Here is a 16,750-nt window from a genome sequence, read left to right as displayed (position 1 = left end):
GAGGGGGTATGTTCGATACGCGAATTTTGCAAGGGATTCCCCCTTATGATCACATTAAGAGGGTCCCCTTGATCCTTGAGTAAAGGGGGACCCCCGATCCCCTCTCGTCTGATACTTCAGTGGAAACAAAGGTTTTGAAACTGGAAGATGCAAAGGGGGTCCCCCTTATGATCGGGTCAAGGGGGTCCGGCCAATTTTTTTGCAGACCCCTAAATGGGGGGGAGGGTGGTGATCGATTTTTTTGAAGGGGGATCCCTGAGCGTGATGAACGGGGGGTGGCATTCAATCAACGCTAACCTTGATGTACCTAGTGGGGAAGGTTACAAATCGATAATGTTCCTTTCAACATTCTTCTATCAATTTCGTCACCTTACTTAATTCATCGGATATTCCCATCTTTGAAAGTAATTCGGAATATGCAATTAAAGTTTCTCGATAGTCAATTTTGAATATATCCGGATATTTTTCTGTATATTCTTTTTGAATCTTTATTGATTCTTCAAAATGAATTTTGGATTCGGGGTAATTATTCTTTACAAGGTACAATTTGCCAAGATTTCGTTTCAGTCGGGCATACTCCTCGCTAAAAATATTTCGATTCGTTAAAATTAGTTCTTTTTGGATATTGAGTGATCGAGTTAAGTAGATTTCTGCATCATTAGATAATTGCTGAAGAAGTTTACAGTAACCCATATTGTTCAATGAATTTGAGTAGTCCGCACTATATGATATAGCACATTTTTTTGTCCAATCCTCTCGAATTTGTAGGGCCTCCTGCAAATACTTTTCAGCCTCGTCCGGGAGATTCCGAATTAAATAATATAATCCAAAATTATTTAGGGCATCTGAGTAGTCAATACTAAAAACATCTGGATAATTCATGTACCCAACCTTTAAAATTGATAATGATCGAGTCAAATATTTTTCAGCTTCAACAAAATTATTATTAATCATATGGCAATACCCGATGCACGAATTAAGTGCACCATAATACGGCGTAAATGAATTTGGGGATATTTTTATTAGATCATCTGCATGCTGAAGACATTCGTTAAATATAATATTATAATGGGGGTTATGCTGTACTGCATACAATCTACCCTTGATTTGGAGTATGTTCACTAACTTTAATTTGAAAGCTTGAGGGCACTTACTATGTAATTCTCGCGCATAGTCCTCACATATTTTTAAAGATTCGACATAACTGAAATCTTTTTGTTTTTCTTTATAACAAATTTGTGCCAATAAAACATCATTATAATCATCTAGATAAGCATCATGACATAACGTTACAAGTTTCGTACGTAGGTTTAAACATTCGTCTAATGTTGTTTGCGAATCTGAATATTTATTCAATTGTTCATACGTCGTTCCTAGTTGAAGTAGGACACTTGATATATTATTAACATATGCTCCGGGACTTTGCTGATTTAATTCCAATAATAATACCAAACTTTCATTGTAAAATTGGGAGGCATGATCGGGACGATTAAGTTGGGAAAACAGGTCCCCATAGACTATGAGTATTTGAGCAAGTAATGGGTTGTATGCAACTGGACATCGTTTTGCCAAAATTTTTGCCTGATTTAAGGCAGTCTCTGCATAATTTGTGGCTTTTACAATATCATTTGATTTTAAGTAATAATTCGCAAAATTAGTCAAAATTTGAACATAATCTGGTAGATAAGCATCAGGATTTTTTTCGGATAAATCCTTTAGAATGTTTACGGATAACGTAAAATATTCTTCAACTTTTTTATCGTTATGTAACCGATCGTATAATGATCCTATTGAATTTAGAGATAACCCATATAAAATTAAATATTGGGCAGGGTTATTTTTCGCTAGTGTTTTTGCAGTTTTAACGCCTTCTTTATATTTCTTTAGCGCATCCGCATAATCATTTAAAAACGAGGATAAATTGCCCAAATTCATTATAATTTTTGAAATTGTAGGTAAATGTCCCATTGGGTTTTTTTTAGCCATAATCCTTTGAATTCTCAATGCTTCTAAAAAGGAATTTTTTGCATCATAAGGTCTATTAATTGATGAATAAACGATCCCTAAGTTTGTGAGAATGCTAGATATTTGGCCCAATTCAGAATTTATTGTTTTATTGTTTAGACCCTTCAACAATTTTAAGGCATTTTCGTAACATTCTTTTGCCTGATCAAGTTTGTTTATATTCAAGTATAAATTTCCAAGACAATTTAAAGCAGTGGTAAGATTGGAAGTATATGATTCCCGATTTCGTTCTGATAATCTTCGATATATATCAATGGCCTCTTTATACAAATCTTTAGCATCTCGATAATGATTTAAATCCCCAACTAATATTCCTATATTATTACATAGTGTTGCTTTCTCATCATCTATTGTTGTTCGTTCTTTTAGAGAGAGTCCAATTTCAATAAGCTTTTTATATCCAAAATTTATTGGACTAACTTTACTCGCCAATCTATTGAATGTTTTTAAATAATTAATGGAGCTACGTGATTTTATTTGATGAGAAAATCTCTCAATTTCATCATCAATTGTAAATTTTTTTAGCCAGATTCTTTTACTCTCATAATACGATAATGCGCTTTTATTATATTGCTCGGTATCTTCACGAACTGCATCCTGGATGTGTTTAAAGGTAAAAAGATATGACCCCTCCTCATTCCCCTTTTTGGTTAGTATTCCTGAATTAATTAATTCGACAAAATATTTGGCGGATGGTGGATCTCTAAATGCCTTTTCAACTACATACAGACTAATATTTGATTCGATAACAGTATTTATCATAGCTATATTTTTTAAAAGGGTGAATGCCTCTCTTGAAAGAATACCCTCTATAACACGATTGATAAATTCTTCCACTTGTTCGGAATTCGAAAAATCCAAGACGTCTTTTTTATAGTCATTTAACTTTTCAAAATTTATAATTTCTATATTCCTTATCAATATTTCCATTGTTATTGGATGCCCTTCAGAAAAATCAGAAATTCTCTGGATATCTTGCGGTTTTAAGTTTTTACCAAATCTTTGAGAGATCAATTTAATTAATGCACTTCTTTCAGGATCATTAATCCCCAATAAGGGGACTTCATTTCGTGTAATGCCACTTTTCTTTTTTGCGGAAATAATAAAATTATTGGATTCCTTTACTAATTGTCTGACAGTTTGATCTGCAAGATGAAAATCATCAATAAAAATTAAATATTTGTCTGTAGTAATTTTTGATAGGATTAACTGAATTTTATCATTTAATCCTTCTATCTTATGGACCTCTCTAAATTTAAGTGCATCAATTATATCATTAAGTGTGATTCTATCCGTTGTAATCTCATACATTACATTCGGACATTTTTCCTTAAACAAATTATACCCGGATCCTGAAAGATAAGATTGTTTTTTCCCAATGGCAAGTATCTTTCTCCCTTTTAACATTTGTATTAGAAGTGCCACATGGATGAGGGTGGTTTTTCCGATTCCACCAACCCCATAGACCTCAATACTTTCATTCATTCTTTCTATAAGTTGTTTTAATTCCGTTTTTCGTCCATAAAATTCTTGGAAAGCAATCCTTCCCTCATAATACCACTTTACAATATTTTCCGCTAAATGTTCAGATATCAAAGATATTGATTCACTATTCAAATTTGGGCCAAATATTGAGCCAATTTCATTTTTAAAATCAATAATATAATCTTTCGCAGCGTGCAATTTTTTAATCTCTTCAACCGTCTTCAATTTAAAAATTGGATTATTACTATCCCAATCAATTTTTTCCATTTGGTATAGGGGTTGAAGTAAATCCCAAGACTCTGCATCAAAACGATATATCAAAAATGGCTTATTTTCCGCTTTGGCAAATTTAAATTCGCAATGTGTGTATGAAATTTTTTGTTTCGTTCCATTTTTTAAGGGACAATCCGCTTTACAAGTGGGAATATTACATTTTTCAATCAGCGATCCATAATATGGGGAAATTAAAAAAATTACTATATCTGAGTTCTTTAATCCTTGATCCTCATCCAGCAATGAGATTTCATGAGATGTCTTCCCATCAGGAATGAAAAATTCCATTCCCACTGGGCTAATAGATTCACTCAATTTTTCATATAATTGTTGTCGTTCGGCTTGAAGGTCTCGGAATGTAGAACTAATAAAAACCTTTAATAGTCCCTTAGATTTTCTATTAATCATTAATGTCATTCTAATAATTTTATACTATTTAGGACTTCTTAATTCGATTTTTTTACAAAAATGGATCCAATGACATTGTAATCTCAAAATTTACCGTAACTTACCAGCGCCCCCCCATTCAGCTAACCTCCCGGTTATATCCATCCGGCCCTGTTTCAGCCTCTGATCCCCCCAATAACTACCAAAATATTCGAATCTATCGCAGACTATATAATATCCCTTATCATTTTAAGAATAATCACTATGAGCCTGGATTTCTGCACCAAGGTTACGAGGAAGCTCGCGAAGATCGGGTACCCGAAGAAGGCCGCCCGCCGCTTCGCGAAGACCTGCTTTGTCCTCATGACCCTGACCTGCGGCCTCTTCGGGCTCTTTGAGAACGGAAAAGCAACATTGTACCTGATTGCCGGTGCCGGGGCAGTACCGTCGGGTGCCCGGGCCGGGATCCTTTCACCCGCCTCTCTTCTTATACGTCGTTGACCGCCGGTCCGGTTGTTATGGGTTTGTGATCGCTTGGCAGCGTATGCCCTGGCGATAGTACACGTTTCGTTTACCGGGTCGGCGTTTGTTTTGCGTACGGGCAGGTTAGAGTACGCCTGCCTTCCTGCCATTCCCTTGAGGGTACCCTGGCCCCGGGTCACGGGCCAGAATAGAAACGGAGGATTCCCCATGACAACAGAAATCAACGAACAGGATGTGATTGCCCCGGGTGCTCTTGCATCCGGTGCCTCGTACAGCAACCGGATTAACCCCTGCGAAGCAGTCGCAGGTGAAATAACCGTTATCCTGCACACTGCCCCGGGAGGGAATGAGGCAGGTACCGCTCAGCGGTACAGCAGGAACACTGCCCACGTCCATGAAGCACTCAAGATCCTTGCCGCACACGGGTATGTCCCGGTCCGGCTCGCCGAATCGCCCCTGCCGGTCAGCATCATCGCGTTCAGTAAGGATGACCCGCTGCTCGTGCTTGTCATCAGCGCGAGAAAGCCGGTCCCGAGCGCGGCCCGGCTCCGCACCGATTACCCCGGTGCCGTGGAATATCTCTGCCCGATGGCCGCCCGGCTGCACTGCCGGATCATGATCTGGGTATATTCCCCGGCCTGCGGCTGGAGATATTACCGGGTTTACCCCGGCGGTCTTGCATACGACCACCGGTTCCCCTCCTCGCTGGAGGACTAACTTTTTTTACAGGAAAAGTATATGGAATGAAAAATAAATTAAAAATAGGAAAACAGAAGTGATGCCCGCCCGCCCTGTATCAAACAATACTCTCTGCCTGCTGCAGGGAGGATTTGGCCCCCTTTGTGCGGTTATACTCATTCTCCTGTGCGTGGTGCTTGCGTGCGGCTGTATCACCCCCTCATCCGGGCAAAATTCCCTCCCGGGAAATGCGAGCACCCTTGCCGTCCCCCTGTCTCTCCCTGCATCGCTGGAACTCCCGGATTCAACCCCCTGCCCTCTGATGTCCGGTTCAGGAAATGTCTCGAATGTCCCAATAATTACCATCGATCCCGTGGCCAATCACGCGGCCGGGGACTGGATCACCTTTACGGGAACCACGAACATGGCAGCAGGGGAAAATCTCTCCCTTACCGTAATGTCTTCCAATTTTCAACCCTGTGCAAAAACAGAAACTCCACCCTCATATGATTCGGTGAACCCTTGCAGCGGGGGGGTCGCCGCTACGGTCGCAGTCAGCCCCGGAAGATGTGGCGCAAACATGTGGTCGTGGACGGTCGATACCTCACAGCATGGTTTCCAGCCCGGCAGCCAGTACCTCCTTATCGTGACAGGAAGACGGGATCAGGTGGAAAACACCACGCTCTTTACCCTGGTGGATTTGCTGAAGAGCTGACCGGCCAGCGTTTTCTCTATCGCGGGGTTTTTGGGAGAGTTTGGTCGGCAAAATACCTCTCCTTAACGCTCCGTTCAACTCCGCTCCACGCCGGGATGTCCGGATCCTCAAATCAGCCGTAATTTTTCCCCGGATTCCTCCGCTTTTTCAGGCCTTTATCCCTTCAAATCCTATGATTGTATGTCAAAGGGCGCCCCGCGACAGAAAAAACAAAGGAAGTGAGAAAAATGGCAGACTTCACACCAAAGAGTGCAGTCAAGAGCTCGGTCCGCACACTTGCGTCACCGTTCGAGGACGTGGACGCATTCAACGCACTGATCCAGTCCGTCATCCTGAACAACCCGTTCGGGTGTGTATCGTATATGAGCGCGGGCGCAAGCCACCCGCCCGTAGAAAAGTCAAGGGAAACCTACACGGCAAAATTCGTGTACCAGGACAACGAGGGAAAGGTGATCGGCAACGGCTCGGAGAGCTATGCCACGGTTGCCGGCTACAAGGCAGGTGTTGCCGCGGTGCTTGCAAACACCGCAAACATCACCGCCCACGGCGGAGTCCCCGCACACAACATCGAGAGCGACCGGTTCTCGGCAACCCTCAAGTGCCATGTGGCAAACGGGGAGATCTTCATCCTGACGTTCTCCCGCCAGCAGGTTTCGCTCTCGTCCTACGAGGACGACTCCATCCAGACCGTGGTCGAGACCTGGGCGGACGGGGTTCCCGCCCTTGCCTGAAGGTGAGCGCGATGGACACCTCGCTCATCATCACCGGGGCCTTCCTCGGCACCGGCCTCCTCGCCTACGTGATAATCCCCGGTCTCCTGGTCATGTGGGACCGGGTCCTCGACCACATGGAAGAGTCCGAAGGAGAGAGAAAAGCGTAAACGAACAAAGGACAGGGGACAATTCCCCTGCCCATCTTATTTTTAACCGGATACATCACGGCTTTGCCACGCTGTTAGTGCGACGCACAGGATATGCACGGGTCGTAGCCCCGGATAACAAACTCGGCAAGCTGCCAGGGCGAACCGGCAAGCGCAAGGCCGGCGGTCGGCATGTTCCATGACGTGGGAACGATCATCTTGAAGAACCGGACCTTCCGATCCTTGACCCGGGTGATGTGGACCAGTGTCCCGCGGGGGGCCTCGTTTGCTGCCCAGCCCGGCTTCCCGTCGCCGGGGGGAAGTGTGCCCGCACGGACTGCCCCTGCGGGATTGAGCCGGTCAATGCAGTCCTCCAGTTCGGTTACGGCCGGGATGCACTCCATCTGCCGGGCCACGAGCTGCCCGATCGTGCCTTTCTCGTCAAAATTCGAAAAACGCCGGAGCCGTGCCGCAGCCCCGACCTCGACCGGCTGCCCGTCATAGATGGGCACGGCCGGGCACATCTCCCGTGCGGGATCAAACGCGGTCCCCTCAGGTAACGTCCCGCCCCCGGGATAGGTGGGATCCCCGTACGTAACCTCCCCCGGCCCCCGGTACCAGTGTTCAGGCGATACTTCCGCATACCGTGCAAGGTCAAAGGACGGGTGCTCCTCAAGGCTTGAGGTGCCGTACAGCGGGTCCGTGGCAAGATAGCCCTGGTTGTGGTATCCGAGGTTCTTTGGGACCGGCACCCGGGCGCCACCGATCTCCACCCACTCCCGCCGGGAAAAATCCCGGATCAGGGCAAGCATGCAGTCCAGGTGTTCGTGGGCAAGGACATTTCCCTCTTTTGCCAGATCGAAGAGTTTTGTTTTTGCCTGCGGGGAGATATTGCGGTACATCCCGCCCACCCGGGGGTTGCCCGGGTGGATCGCCTCGCCGCCCGCTATCTGCACGCAGTCCTGCCCGATCTCCCGGATCCGCTGGATCCGGTCTGCGATGGCGCGGGCCCGGGGCTCGGGGGAGTATGGGTTGATCCGGGTATCGGTGCCGGGGTAATACAGGTCCGGGAGCACCATAAAGGCGTGGAGGGCATGGACCGAGAGGCGCGACGCACTATGGATGATCCTGCGCAGGAGGAGAGCGTCTTTTGGGACCTCGCAGCCGATCGAGGCTTCCATGGCCCCGACGCCCGCGAGCACATGGGGCACCGGGCAGATACCGCAGGTCCGGGAGGCAATCTTTGGTACCTGGTGCATCTTCTTTCCGGTACAGAACCGCTCGATCCCCCGGACCGGTGACAACCCGACCCAGTCCCCCCGGGTAACAATCCCCTTTTCGTCAACATCCAGGACGAGTCCCGACTTACCTTCATGGCGTATCGTTGGCGAGATGGAAATGACCCGGGTCATGGTAACCGGGGAGTCTATTCCCGGGAATAATAAGGGTTTGGGATGCTGCAGGCAGTTGCATCAGGGCGAACAAAGAGCCCGCCTGCAGAAAATACCCTCCCGGGCCGGATCCCGGGGGCCGTGATCCCCTGTTCTCTCTCTCACTTGCATTCACCGCGATACGCAGGGATGTTTTATGAAGGAGAAAAGGCAAATAGAACCTGTATAAGGCGTTACGAGGTAAACGAATGCCAACCAGCAAGAAACAGTTAACCAAGCTCAACCAGGCAAAGAAGGTCAAGGCAGAAGAACTCGCAAAGCAGGCAGCAGCCGGCAGCGACAGCGCGAAAAAGAAGCTCAAGAAACTTGAGAAAAAGCTCAAGTAAGCCATCTTTTCCCATTCTGACTCTTTTATTTTCCTTTTACGGGGGCATATCCTAAAGAGATCTCCTGCACGGTGCCATATGCCCCGGTCCGGGACAAAGGCCCGGTTTTTCACAACGGAATCCTTCGGTTTTTACTACGGTACAGAAATCCGGGATGGTCCCCGGCAAAAAAGCGCCGGGTTAATTACCCATGAACCGGGAGATGATGGTAGGTACGTGCATCCCCTTGCCGGGGAATGCACCCGCGAACCATGCAGATGAAATGGATCCTCCTCCTGGTTGTTGCGCTCATCGCCGGGGTTGTCATCATCGTCCCGCTTCTTGCCCCGGGGCTGACACCGGCAGGTATCGTGCAGGATGGCCAGGCCACGGCGGGAGATGCCCTCATGCTTGCCAACCAGTCCGACATGGCCCTTACCCTGTATAACGATGCCCTGGCCGCAAACCCTGCCGATCCGGTCCTGTTAAAAAAGAAAGCCGAGGCCCTGATACGGTCCGGGCAGACCGGGGAAGCCGAACAGATCTACCGCCAGCTGCTCGCCTCGTACCCCAATGACCCGGATGTCCTTGTCCGGATGGGGGATTTCTCCTCCTGGAACGGGGATTACCCCGGGGCGATCGCGTATTACGATTCTGCACTTACCGTCCAGCCAAAGAACGCACAGATCCTGTTGCGGGACGGGGATGCAAACCTTGTGCTTGCCGCCACCCAGTACCAGGAACAGCATGCCGTTGTCCTTGACTCCCTGGACACCTACCGGACAGCCATGGACGAGTATGCACAGGCAGAAAAGCTCGACCCCCGGCTTTCCGCGGTAGTCTCGGCCCGGACGCTCGCGGCTGACCAGTACGAGGCTGGTGGCGACGAGCAGAATCTTATTGCATCACTCCGGACCTCCTCATAAGGGACTCACAGGTTTTTCTGCACCTGCCAGAACTCCTTCCGGGCTACGGGAAGACCCCCCGGTTCCCGCCGGAACCGATGCCCTGATCACCCGGGAACGCGAATAAAAAATACCTATGAAGATCCTCTTCTGCGGCGAGGGCTTCCCCGAGGCAAGGAAGCAGCTGGCCGCACTCCTCCCGGACGACGAGATCCTTGCCTTCCCGCCAGACCAGATCGGTTCCCATATCGCGGATGCAGATATTGTCGTGCCGACCGTCAACCGGGTAGACGAGGCCCTCATGAAAAAGGGGCATTTTGCGTTCATCCAGCAGTTCGGGGTGGGCCTTGAGGGAGTGGACATCGAAGCGGCCACAAGAAACGGCATCCGGGTGGCCCGTATCCCCAGTGAAGAGTCCGGCAATGCCGCATCGGTTGCCGAACACGCCATCCTCTTCATGCTTATGCTCTCGCGGAACTGGAACCGGCTTGCCCGGGCACGGGAAGAGAACAAACCCCTCCCGTGGGGTTCCCCCGAAGGTGTGGCGCTCCGGGGAAAAACAGTCTGCATCGTGGGCCTGGGCGGGATCGGAAGGGAGCTGGCCCGCCGGCTCGCCGGCTTTCAGGTCCGGATCGTGACTGCAGACGACCATGCCGATCGCACGGTGCCGGGCATAGAGATCGCCCGCCGGTATACCCTTGCCGAACTTCCCGCAGCTGTGGCAGGGGCCGACTACGTGGTGCTCTCGCTCAACTACACGCCGGACCGGTACCACCTTATCGGCAAAGCCGAAATTGCTGCCATGAAACGCGGGGTCTATCTCATCAATGTGGCCCGTGGCGGCCTCCTTGATGAGCATGCCCTGCTTACAGCACTAAAAAGCGGGCAGGTGGCCGGCGCCGGTCTTGATGTTTTCTGGGAGGAGCCGGTGGACCCGAACCATCCGATCTTTAAAGAGAACGTGATCGCCACTCCCCATACCGGAGGGGTCACGGACGTCTCGTACGAGGGTATTTCCCGGGCCTTTGCAGAGAATGTGAAACGGTATGCGGCCGGGGAAAAGCCCCGGTATCTCGCAAACGATCCTACAACGACCCGGCGCAGGGTACCGTAGATCTCTCCTCCCGCCACCGCACCCTGGTATCCTCCGGGGCACTAACTGGCCTTTCGCACCCTGCCCCCTTTTTATCACCACAGGTCATTTTTCGTACGAACGGGAAGGAGAAGCCATGCTGTACAGGAGATTCCCTAAGGTCCACCAGGATATATCGATCCTCGGGTTCGGGTGTATGCGCCTGCCGGTGCTCGAAAACCAGCAGATAAACGAACCGCTTGCAACAGAGATGGCGCGGTACGCCATCGACCACGGTGTCAACTACGTGGACACCGCGTACCCCTACCACAACGGGGAGAGCGAACCATTCGTGGGCCGGGCGCTTGCCGACGGCTACCGCGAGAAAGTCATGCTCGCCACCAAGCTCCCGAGCTGGCTGATCACAAAACCCGGGGACATGGACAAGTACCTCAACGAGCAGCTTGCCCGCCTTGCCACCGACCATATCGACTTCTATCTCGTCCACGGGCTTAACGCGGCCACCTGGAAGGCCACAAGCGAAGCGGGTGTGCTCGACTTCCTCGACGATGCAATAGACGACGGGCGGATCCGGTACCCCTGTTTCTCGTTCCACGCCGCCCTCCCGCTCTTTAAGGAGATCGTAGATGCCTATGACTGGACCTTTGCCCAGATCCAGTACAACTTCATGGACGAACAGTACCAGGCGGGAACCGAAGGCTTGCAGTATGCGGCAAAGAAAGGCATCGGGATCGTGGTGATGGAACCCCTCCGGGGAGGGCTTCTCGCAAAAGAGATCCCGGCAACAAAGGATATCCTTGCACATGCCCCCGTGCAGCGCACCCCTGTGGAGTGGGGCCTGCGCTGGGTCTGGAACCATCCTGAAGTCACTGTTGCGCTCTCGGGCATGTCTGCGATGGAGCAGGTGGTTGAAAATATTGCCTGCGCAGAACAGGGAAAGGCCGGCTCGCTCTCAAAAGACGATCTTGCCGTTATCGCTAATGTGAAAAAGGCGCTCGCAGAACGGGTGAAGATCCCCTGCACCGGCTGCCGGTACTGCACCCCCTGCGAGAACGGGGTCGGGATTCCCGAGTGCTTTGAGTTCTACAACCAGGCGCACATCTACGACGCAAAGGAACACGCCGGCGGGATCTACGGATGGGCCTTAAGCGGGATCTTCGGGGGCATCCCGGCATATGCCTCCTGCTGCACCGAATGCGGGGCCTGCGAGGAAAAGTGCCCCCAGGGCCTCCCGATCAGAAAGCACCTCAAAGAGGTTGCAGAATTTTTCGGGAAATAACCTCTTTTTCCCGGGATCGGCAGGGTCTTTTCCTCCTAACCCCGATATCGTATACAACCTGTCCGTGATCAGCCATGACCGAGACTCCCCCTCTTACTCCTGCGGAATTTGCCCACCGGTACCGCATCCCCATCCTCCTTGTCATCCTCGTGGGCGTCTTCATGGCCGTGCTGGACAACAATATTGTTGCCATCGCGCTTCCGACGATTACCAGCGACTTTAACGTGCCGCTGGGCCAGTCCCAGTGGATTGCAACAGCCTATATCATCACGATCATTGCTACCGTGCTCATCTTTGGCACCCTCTCCCCGGTGCTTGGCAAGGCCCGGCTCTACATCTGCGGCATGGCCCTCTTTGTGGCAAGCTCTGCTGCCTGCGGGCTTGCACACACACTCCCCCTGCTCGTCCTTTCGCGGATCGTACAGGGGATCGGGGCCGCGATGCTCATGTCCATCTCCATGGCCATCATCATGCAGGTCTTCCCCCTGCACGAGAGGGGTAAGGCGCTCGGGTACGTGACAGCCACGGTCGGCCTTGGCCTGATTATCGGCCCGGCCCTTGGCGGCGTGCTCGTGGAAGCCCTTGGCTGGCCGTATGTCTTTTTTGTCAACGTCCCTATCGGGATCGTCATGCTCATTCCCGCTGTGCGCTACCTGAAACTGGAGGAGACCGGTTCGAAAATCGGAAAGCTCGACAGCCCCGGGATTGCACTCTTTATCGCGCTGATGGCAGGCGTTGCCCTCTTTGTCAACGAACTGGCAAACCCGCCGGTGAATATGACCTCTCTCTCCGCGTACGCCGTCTTTACCCTCGCTGCGCTTGCCGCATTTGTGCTCCGCGAACGGTCTGCCCGAAATCCGCTCATGGACCTCTCCCTCTTTTCCGACCGGCGCTTCGTGCTCCCCTCGGCAAGTCTTGTCCTGTACTTTGTTGCCACTTTCATTCTCATCATCATCCTGCCGTTCTACTTCGAAGGAGTCATGGGCTGGAAACCCCTGCAGGTGGGCCTTGTGGCCTTTGTGATGCCGGTGGCCATGATCGTGAGTGCCCCCGTTTTTGGCAGGACGTATGATAAGCGGCCCTCAAAGAATTATCCCGCCATAGGTGTGCTTGGGATGGGCGGGGGGTTTTTCCTGTGCGGGTACGGGTTTGCCACGCAGAGCGTCCTTGTCATCGTGATAGCGCTCATCCTTGCCGGCCTCTTCCGCTCGATCTTCCAGGGCCCAAACACCATCGAGATCATGGGGTCGCTCCCGGCAGAAAAGGCGGGGATCGCATCAAGCCTGCTCGTGATCCTCCAGGACCTCGGGATCCTGCTTGGGATCTCCGCGGGAAGCATCCTTCTGGTCCTCCAGCTCAATGCGCTTGGCTACACCGGCGCTGTTCTCGATGCCGGGGCGGGGATGCTCCCGCCGATCTTTGCAAATGCCATGTATGCCGGCGGTCTCTGCTGTGTGGTGGCGGCCATGGTCACCTACAAACGGTAACTGCCCGGCATTTTTGGGACAAACAATATCCTTTCGTATTCCTCACAGTACCGCATGCCATCCCCCCTAGTCGGACGGAAGATCGGTGTAGGAACGATTACGGCGCCGGACCCGGCGAACGTGAAGGGCACCCGCGTGGTCGGGATCTCCGGTTCAAGCCGGCAGGAGCCGGGCATGTCCAAGTCGGAACGCCTGCTTCTCCGGGCACTCGACCGGTGCAAGGATCTCGGGTGCGAAACGCAGTTCCTCCGGTTAAAGGATCTTAAAATCTACGACTGCGAAGGTAACTATTCGGAAAACCCCGCAGACTGCACCTATCCCTGCCAGTCCACGATGAAGTACGAGGACGACGAGATGGACAAGGTGTACGCGGCGGTGCTGGACTGCGATGTTCTCTTTCTGGCGACTCCCATCCGCTGGAACAACCACTCGGCCCTTGTCCAGAAGTTCATCGAACGGATGAACTGCATCGAGAACCAGTATTCGTGGTTCGGGAACCGGATGATTAAAAACAAGGTGGTGAGCCTGATCATCATCGGGCACGTGGACGGCATGCAGCACGTGGCAGGAAATCTCCTCAACTTCTTTGCGTGGCTGGGCTTTCACAGCCCCGAGGTTTCGATTGCCTCGTGGGTGGGGGAGAATAACGAGGACACGACCAAAGACTGGGAGCAGATAGAAAAGAACCCGTACACGCAGGAAGACCTCGTGGACATGGTCAACTCCTCGCTGCGCCTTGCCTGCAGCCTGAAACACCAGCCCTGACGGGCACAATCCCGTTTTTCCCGGCATACTACCCTGCCGGGGGTGCACGCCGAACAAGGGTCTTTGGAAGGATATCGGCAGATTTTGCCCCCCGGAAGGATCTGCACGCGGGAAAGTGTAAAGCATAAAACAAATGTTTTTAAATCAATTTTACCGCCTTCTTGCTGAGAGAACAGGCATGAAAATAACGCAAATCCCCGCAGGAATCGCCGGACGGATATGTGTATGCATACCCTTGGATCAAAGCGCCTGGTCGGGGAATTGCTCAGTAGAGGGACTCCTGAAAAAGGGCATTGGCCGGGAAACTACAGGATTATGTCAGCAATAGATAAATTTTACATCAAAAAGGTTGTTGCAAGGCTCACCGCGCCAAAGACGATTACTGCAAAAGTTCACGTGTCCCGGAAGGACCGACGGCATTCCAAAGAGGCCTGAGGCACCGGGTTTCCCCGGTTATATCCGGTGCTCTGGTAATAAGGGATGGGCAGATCAGGTTTCCGCTGGTCCCGCGGTGCACATTTCCCCCCGGCGGGGACTCACTACCGGATTTACGTTGCCTGCCCGTGCCTGAAGGGATCTGCGGGAAAGATACGGGAATACTGGGAGGCATTCGGGTTCCACGGAGTGCATTGCAGGTTCCCCTCCCCTGCCCACTTCCGTCCGGTTGTGTCCCGGACAACCAGAACAATGTTTTTTGTCTGTCCTGCATCATCGCAGATAGAGCGGAGGAGCAGGGATACGGGGAATTTCTCGCCATCTTTTCGTTTCATCCGGGATTCTATCTCGCAGAACTCACTGTTCCCGGAAATCTCCGTCAGGTTCGCGGGATACCCCGGGATCGATCCCCCGGCGCCGAACAGGAGCACCGGGTCTTTTCCCATCAACTCCTCCCGCGAGTGCCCGAACATTTTTGTGACCGCCGGATTTACGAATGAAATTGTTGAAGTGCGCGAGTCTACGAGAATGACGGCATCATCAATGCAGGAGAGAACCTCTTCCACAAGCTTCCTGTTCTGCGCGGCATCAGACTCGCGCTCTTTCTGCCCGGTGATATCACGAGTTACCGTAATAACGGAAACAACATCGCCGCTCCCGCTTCGTTCAGGAGCACAACTCGTACGGTACCAGCGAAGTTCATCGCAGTGGGGAAGCGGGAATTCGAACGACACCGGTTTTCCGGTAGTAACAACCTTCTGTATGGTCTCATCCCAGAGCAGGGCGGTTTCGGGCGGGATCCCAAGATCCCGGTTCGTCCTGCCGATAACTTCGCCCGCGGTTATCCCGGTCACCACCTCAATCTCCCGGTTGGCATACAGGTACTTCAGATCGCGGCTGAACCGTGCAATAAGATCCGGGGCATGGTCAATAATCCGCCGGAACCCGGCCTGGCTTTCATGGATCTGGAGAAGATAGCCGGCCTGCTGCTCCCCCAGGGTAAGTTTTACCGGCGTTATCCGAACGTCAAAGACCATACCTTCCGGCCCGATGCCGGGGGCGGCACCAGTATCCTTCACACCATCAAAACCGGTATCTGATTCAAATCTCACTTTTTTCCCGGTGTTCAGGAGATCCCGCGACCCGGGGGGGATCCCTTCAAGGGAGAACAGGTTGGGGGAACCGATTTCATCCCGGGTTTTCACACCGGCCAGTCTGAGAAATGCCGGGTTTGCATTCACGAGTTCTCCAGCGGAATCAAAGACTGCAGTGCCAACAGGGGACTCGCCAAACAAGGTCCGGAAATTCGCCTCGCTTTCCCTGACAGAGATCGCGCTCTTCTTCTCCCTTGTAATGTCCCCGATAATGATCGTTATTCCCCTTTTCCCGGTGTTAAACGTGGTAGGAGTTATACGGAGATCAAAGTAAAATTCCCCCGTGGGAAGGACCTCGTGTAGTTCGGTCCGGATATCGGCCCCGTAATGAGCTTCCCGGATTTTTTCAACGACCGGTTGCCTGCCAATGACCGGAAGCCCGGTGGTGCCCGGTCGTTTCCCGAGAAGATCCCCCCGTGCCCGTCCCACAAATTTCAGATAGTTATCGTTTACCTCTGATATCTTCATGTCCTGGTCCAGGACGAGAATAAAATCCGCGGAACGATCCAGCATCGTCGGGATACTTGTCCGTCGCGAAATGATGAAAATTTTTGACTTCCCGTGCTCGACCACTTCGACCTGCCCGGTCATGAGAAGGATCTCGAGGAATTTTGCGGCCGTGTTCCGGTTCATCGCAAGATCGCGGGCAATTCGGGTAATTTTCATACCCTTCGGGTTGTTGCGCAGGAGATCTTTAATCACGCGGAGTTCGGCATCGTGGGTCTTCATGGGAAGTTCCGTTCCGGTTTCACAGGAGACCGGCGCTTTTCCTTTTTACTATCGTGATGGTAACATACGTGCCAGGGGATAAAATACCCCGATTTTGTGTCATGTTTTGCCTCAATTTCCCGTTTCCCGCCAATTTTACTGTTTTTGCCGCAATCTTCCGATTTTCCTCCGGTTATGGTCAACCATGGTCGTATTACGAAATGCTTTATGAAACCAGTTCACATGATCAGAATCCGGATCCG

At 51.3% G+C, this 16,750-nt stretch carries 14 protein-coding genes; 11 read left to right on the top strand and 3 right to left on the bottom strand.

What is annotated here, in order from left to right; genetic code table 11:
* Positions 1-342 precede the first annotated feature (342 nt).
* Positions 343-4,191 carry a tetratricopeptide repeat protein gene (locus MBOO_RS10565; protein ID WP_232385652.1) on the bottom strand — a complete coding sequence of 1,283 codons (3,849 nt, stop codon included), beginning with the start codon at positions 4,189-4,191 and terminating at the stop codon, positions 343-345.
* A 243-nt stretch (positions 4,192-4,434) separates the two neighbouring features.
* Here MBOO_RS10565 and MBOO_RS10560 point away from each other — a divergent pair, with 243 nt between their 5' ends.
* From MBOO_RS10560 to MBOO_RS13995, 5 genes are all read left to right on the top strand, one after another.
* Complete coding sequence (locus tag MBOO_RS10560) at positions 4,435-4,671, top strand: hypothetical protein (protein WP_012107596.1); 237 nt, start codon at positions 4,435-4,437, stop codon at positions 4,669-4,671.
* A 189-nt stretch (positions 4,672-4,860) separates the two neighbouring features.
* Positions 4,861-5,370, top strand: coding sequence for a hypothetical protein (locus MBOO_RS10555; protein ID WP_012107595.1), 510 nt, complete (start codon positions 4,861-4,863; stop codon positions 5,368-5,370).
* A 61-nt stretch (positions 5,371-5,431) separates the two neighbouring features.
* Entirely contained in the window at positions 5,432-6,046 is a 615-nt protein-coding gene (locus tag MBOO_RS10550) for a hypothetical protein (RefSeq protein WP_048068456.1), read from the top strand.
* A 227-nt stretch (positions 6,047-6,273) separates the two neighbouring features.
* Entirely contained in the window at positions 6,274-6,777 is a 504-nt protein-coding gene (locus MBOO_RS10545; protein WP_012107593.1) for a hypothetical protein, read from the top strand.
* An 11-nt stretch (positions 6,778-6,788) separates the two neighbouring features.
* A complete protein-coding gene (locus tag MBOO_RS13995) occupies positions 6,789-6,926 on the top strand; it encodes a hypothetical protein (RefSeq protein WP_157677684.1) in 138 nt (45 codons plus the stop codon).
* 74 nt (positions 6,927-7,000) lie between these two features.
* On the opposite strand, the gene frhA is transcribed toward MBOO_RS13995, so the two are convergent.
* A complete protein-coding gene (gene frhA / locus MBOO_RS10540; protein WP_012107592.1) occupies positions 7,001-8,317 on the bottom strand; it encodes a coenzyme F420 hydrogenase subunit alpha in 1,317 nt (438 codons plus the stop codon).
* A 227-nt stretch (positions 8,318-8,544) separates the two neighbouring features.
* Between frhA and MBOO_RS14090 the strand changes: the two genes are divergently transcribed.
* The 6 genes from MBOO_RS14090 to MBOO_RS10510 all read left to right on the top strand — a co-directional run bounded on the left by MBOO_RS14090 (position 8,545) and on the right by MBOO_RS10510 (position 14,190).
* Positions 8,545-8,682, top strand: a complete 138-nt coding sequence (locus tag MBOO_RS14090; protein ID WP_012107591.1) for a hypothetical protein — start codon at positions 8,545-8,547, stop codon at positions 8,680-8,682.
* Positions 8,683-8,933: 251 nt separating this feature from the next.
* Positions 8,934-9,587, top strand: a complete 654-nt coding sequence (locus tag MBOO_RS10530) for a tetratricopeptide repeat protein (protein ID WP_048068454.1) — start codon at positions 8,934-8,936, stop codon at positions 9,585-9,587.
* 115 nt (positions 9,588-9,702) lie between these two features.
* Positions 9,703-10,680, top strand: a complete 978-nt coding sequence (locus tag MBOO_RS10525; protein ID WP_012107589.1) for a 2-hydroxyacid dehydrogenase — start codon at positions 9,703-9,705, stop codon at positions 10,678-10,680.
* Positions 10,681-10,795: 115 nt separating this feature from the next.
* Positions 10,796-11,938, top strand: coding sequence for an aldo/keto reductase (locus MBOO_RS10520; RefSeq protein WP_012107588.1), 1,143 nt, complete (start codon positions 10,796-10,798; stop codon positions 11,936-11,938).
* 74 nt (positions 11,939-12,012) lie between these two features.
* A complete protein-coding gene (locus MBOO_RS10515) occupies positions 12,013-13,425 on the top strand; it encodes an MFS transporter (RefSeq protein WP_012107587.1) in 1,413 nt (470 codons plus the stop codon).
* A 54-nt stretch (positions 13,426-13,479) separates the two neighbouring features.
* The gene (locus MBOO_RS10510) at positions 13,480-14,190 is read left to right on the top strand and encodes a flavodoxin family protein (protein ID WP_012107586.1); all 711 of its coding nucleotides are present in this window, start codon (positions 13,480-13,482) and stop codon (positions 14,188-14,190) included.
* Between the two features lie 548 nt (positions 14,191-14,738).
* On the opposite strand, the gene MBOO_RS10505 is transcribed toward MBOO_RS10510, so the two are convergent.
* On the bottom strand, positions 14,739-16,508 hold the full coding sequence (locus MBOO_RS10505; protein ID WP_012107585.1) for a PAS domain-containing protein: 1,770 nt from the start codon (positions 16,506-16,508) through the stop codon (positions 14,739-14,741).
* Positions 16,509-16,750: the final 242 nt, after the last annotated feature.

The sequence above is a fragment of the Methanoregula boonei 6A8 genome (assembly GCF_000017625.1).
GTDB lineage: Archaea > Halobacteriota > Methanomicrobia > Methanomicrobiales > Methanospirillaceae > Methanoregula > Methanoregula boonei.
Note: the sequence above shows the minus strand (reverse complement) of the source record. Positions and strands in the feature narration are given on the sequence as shown.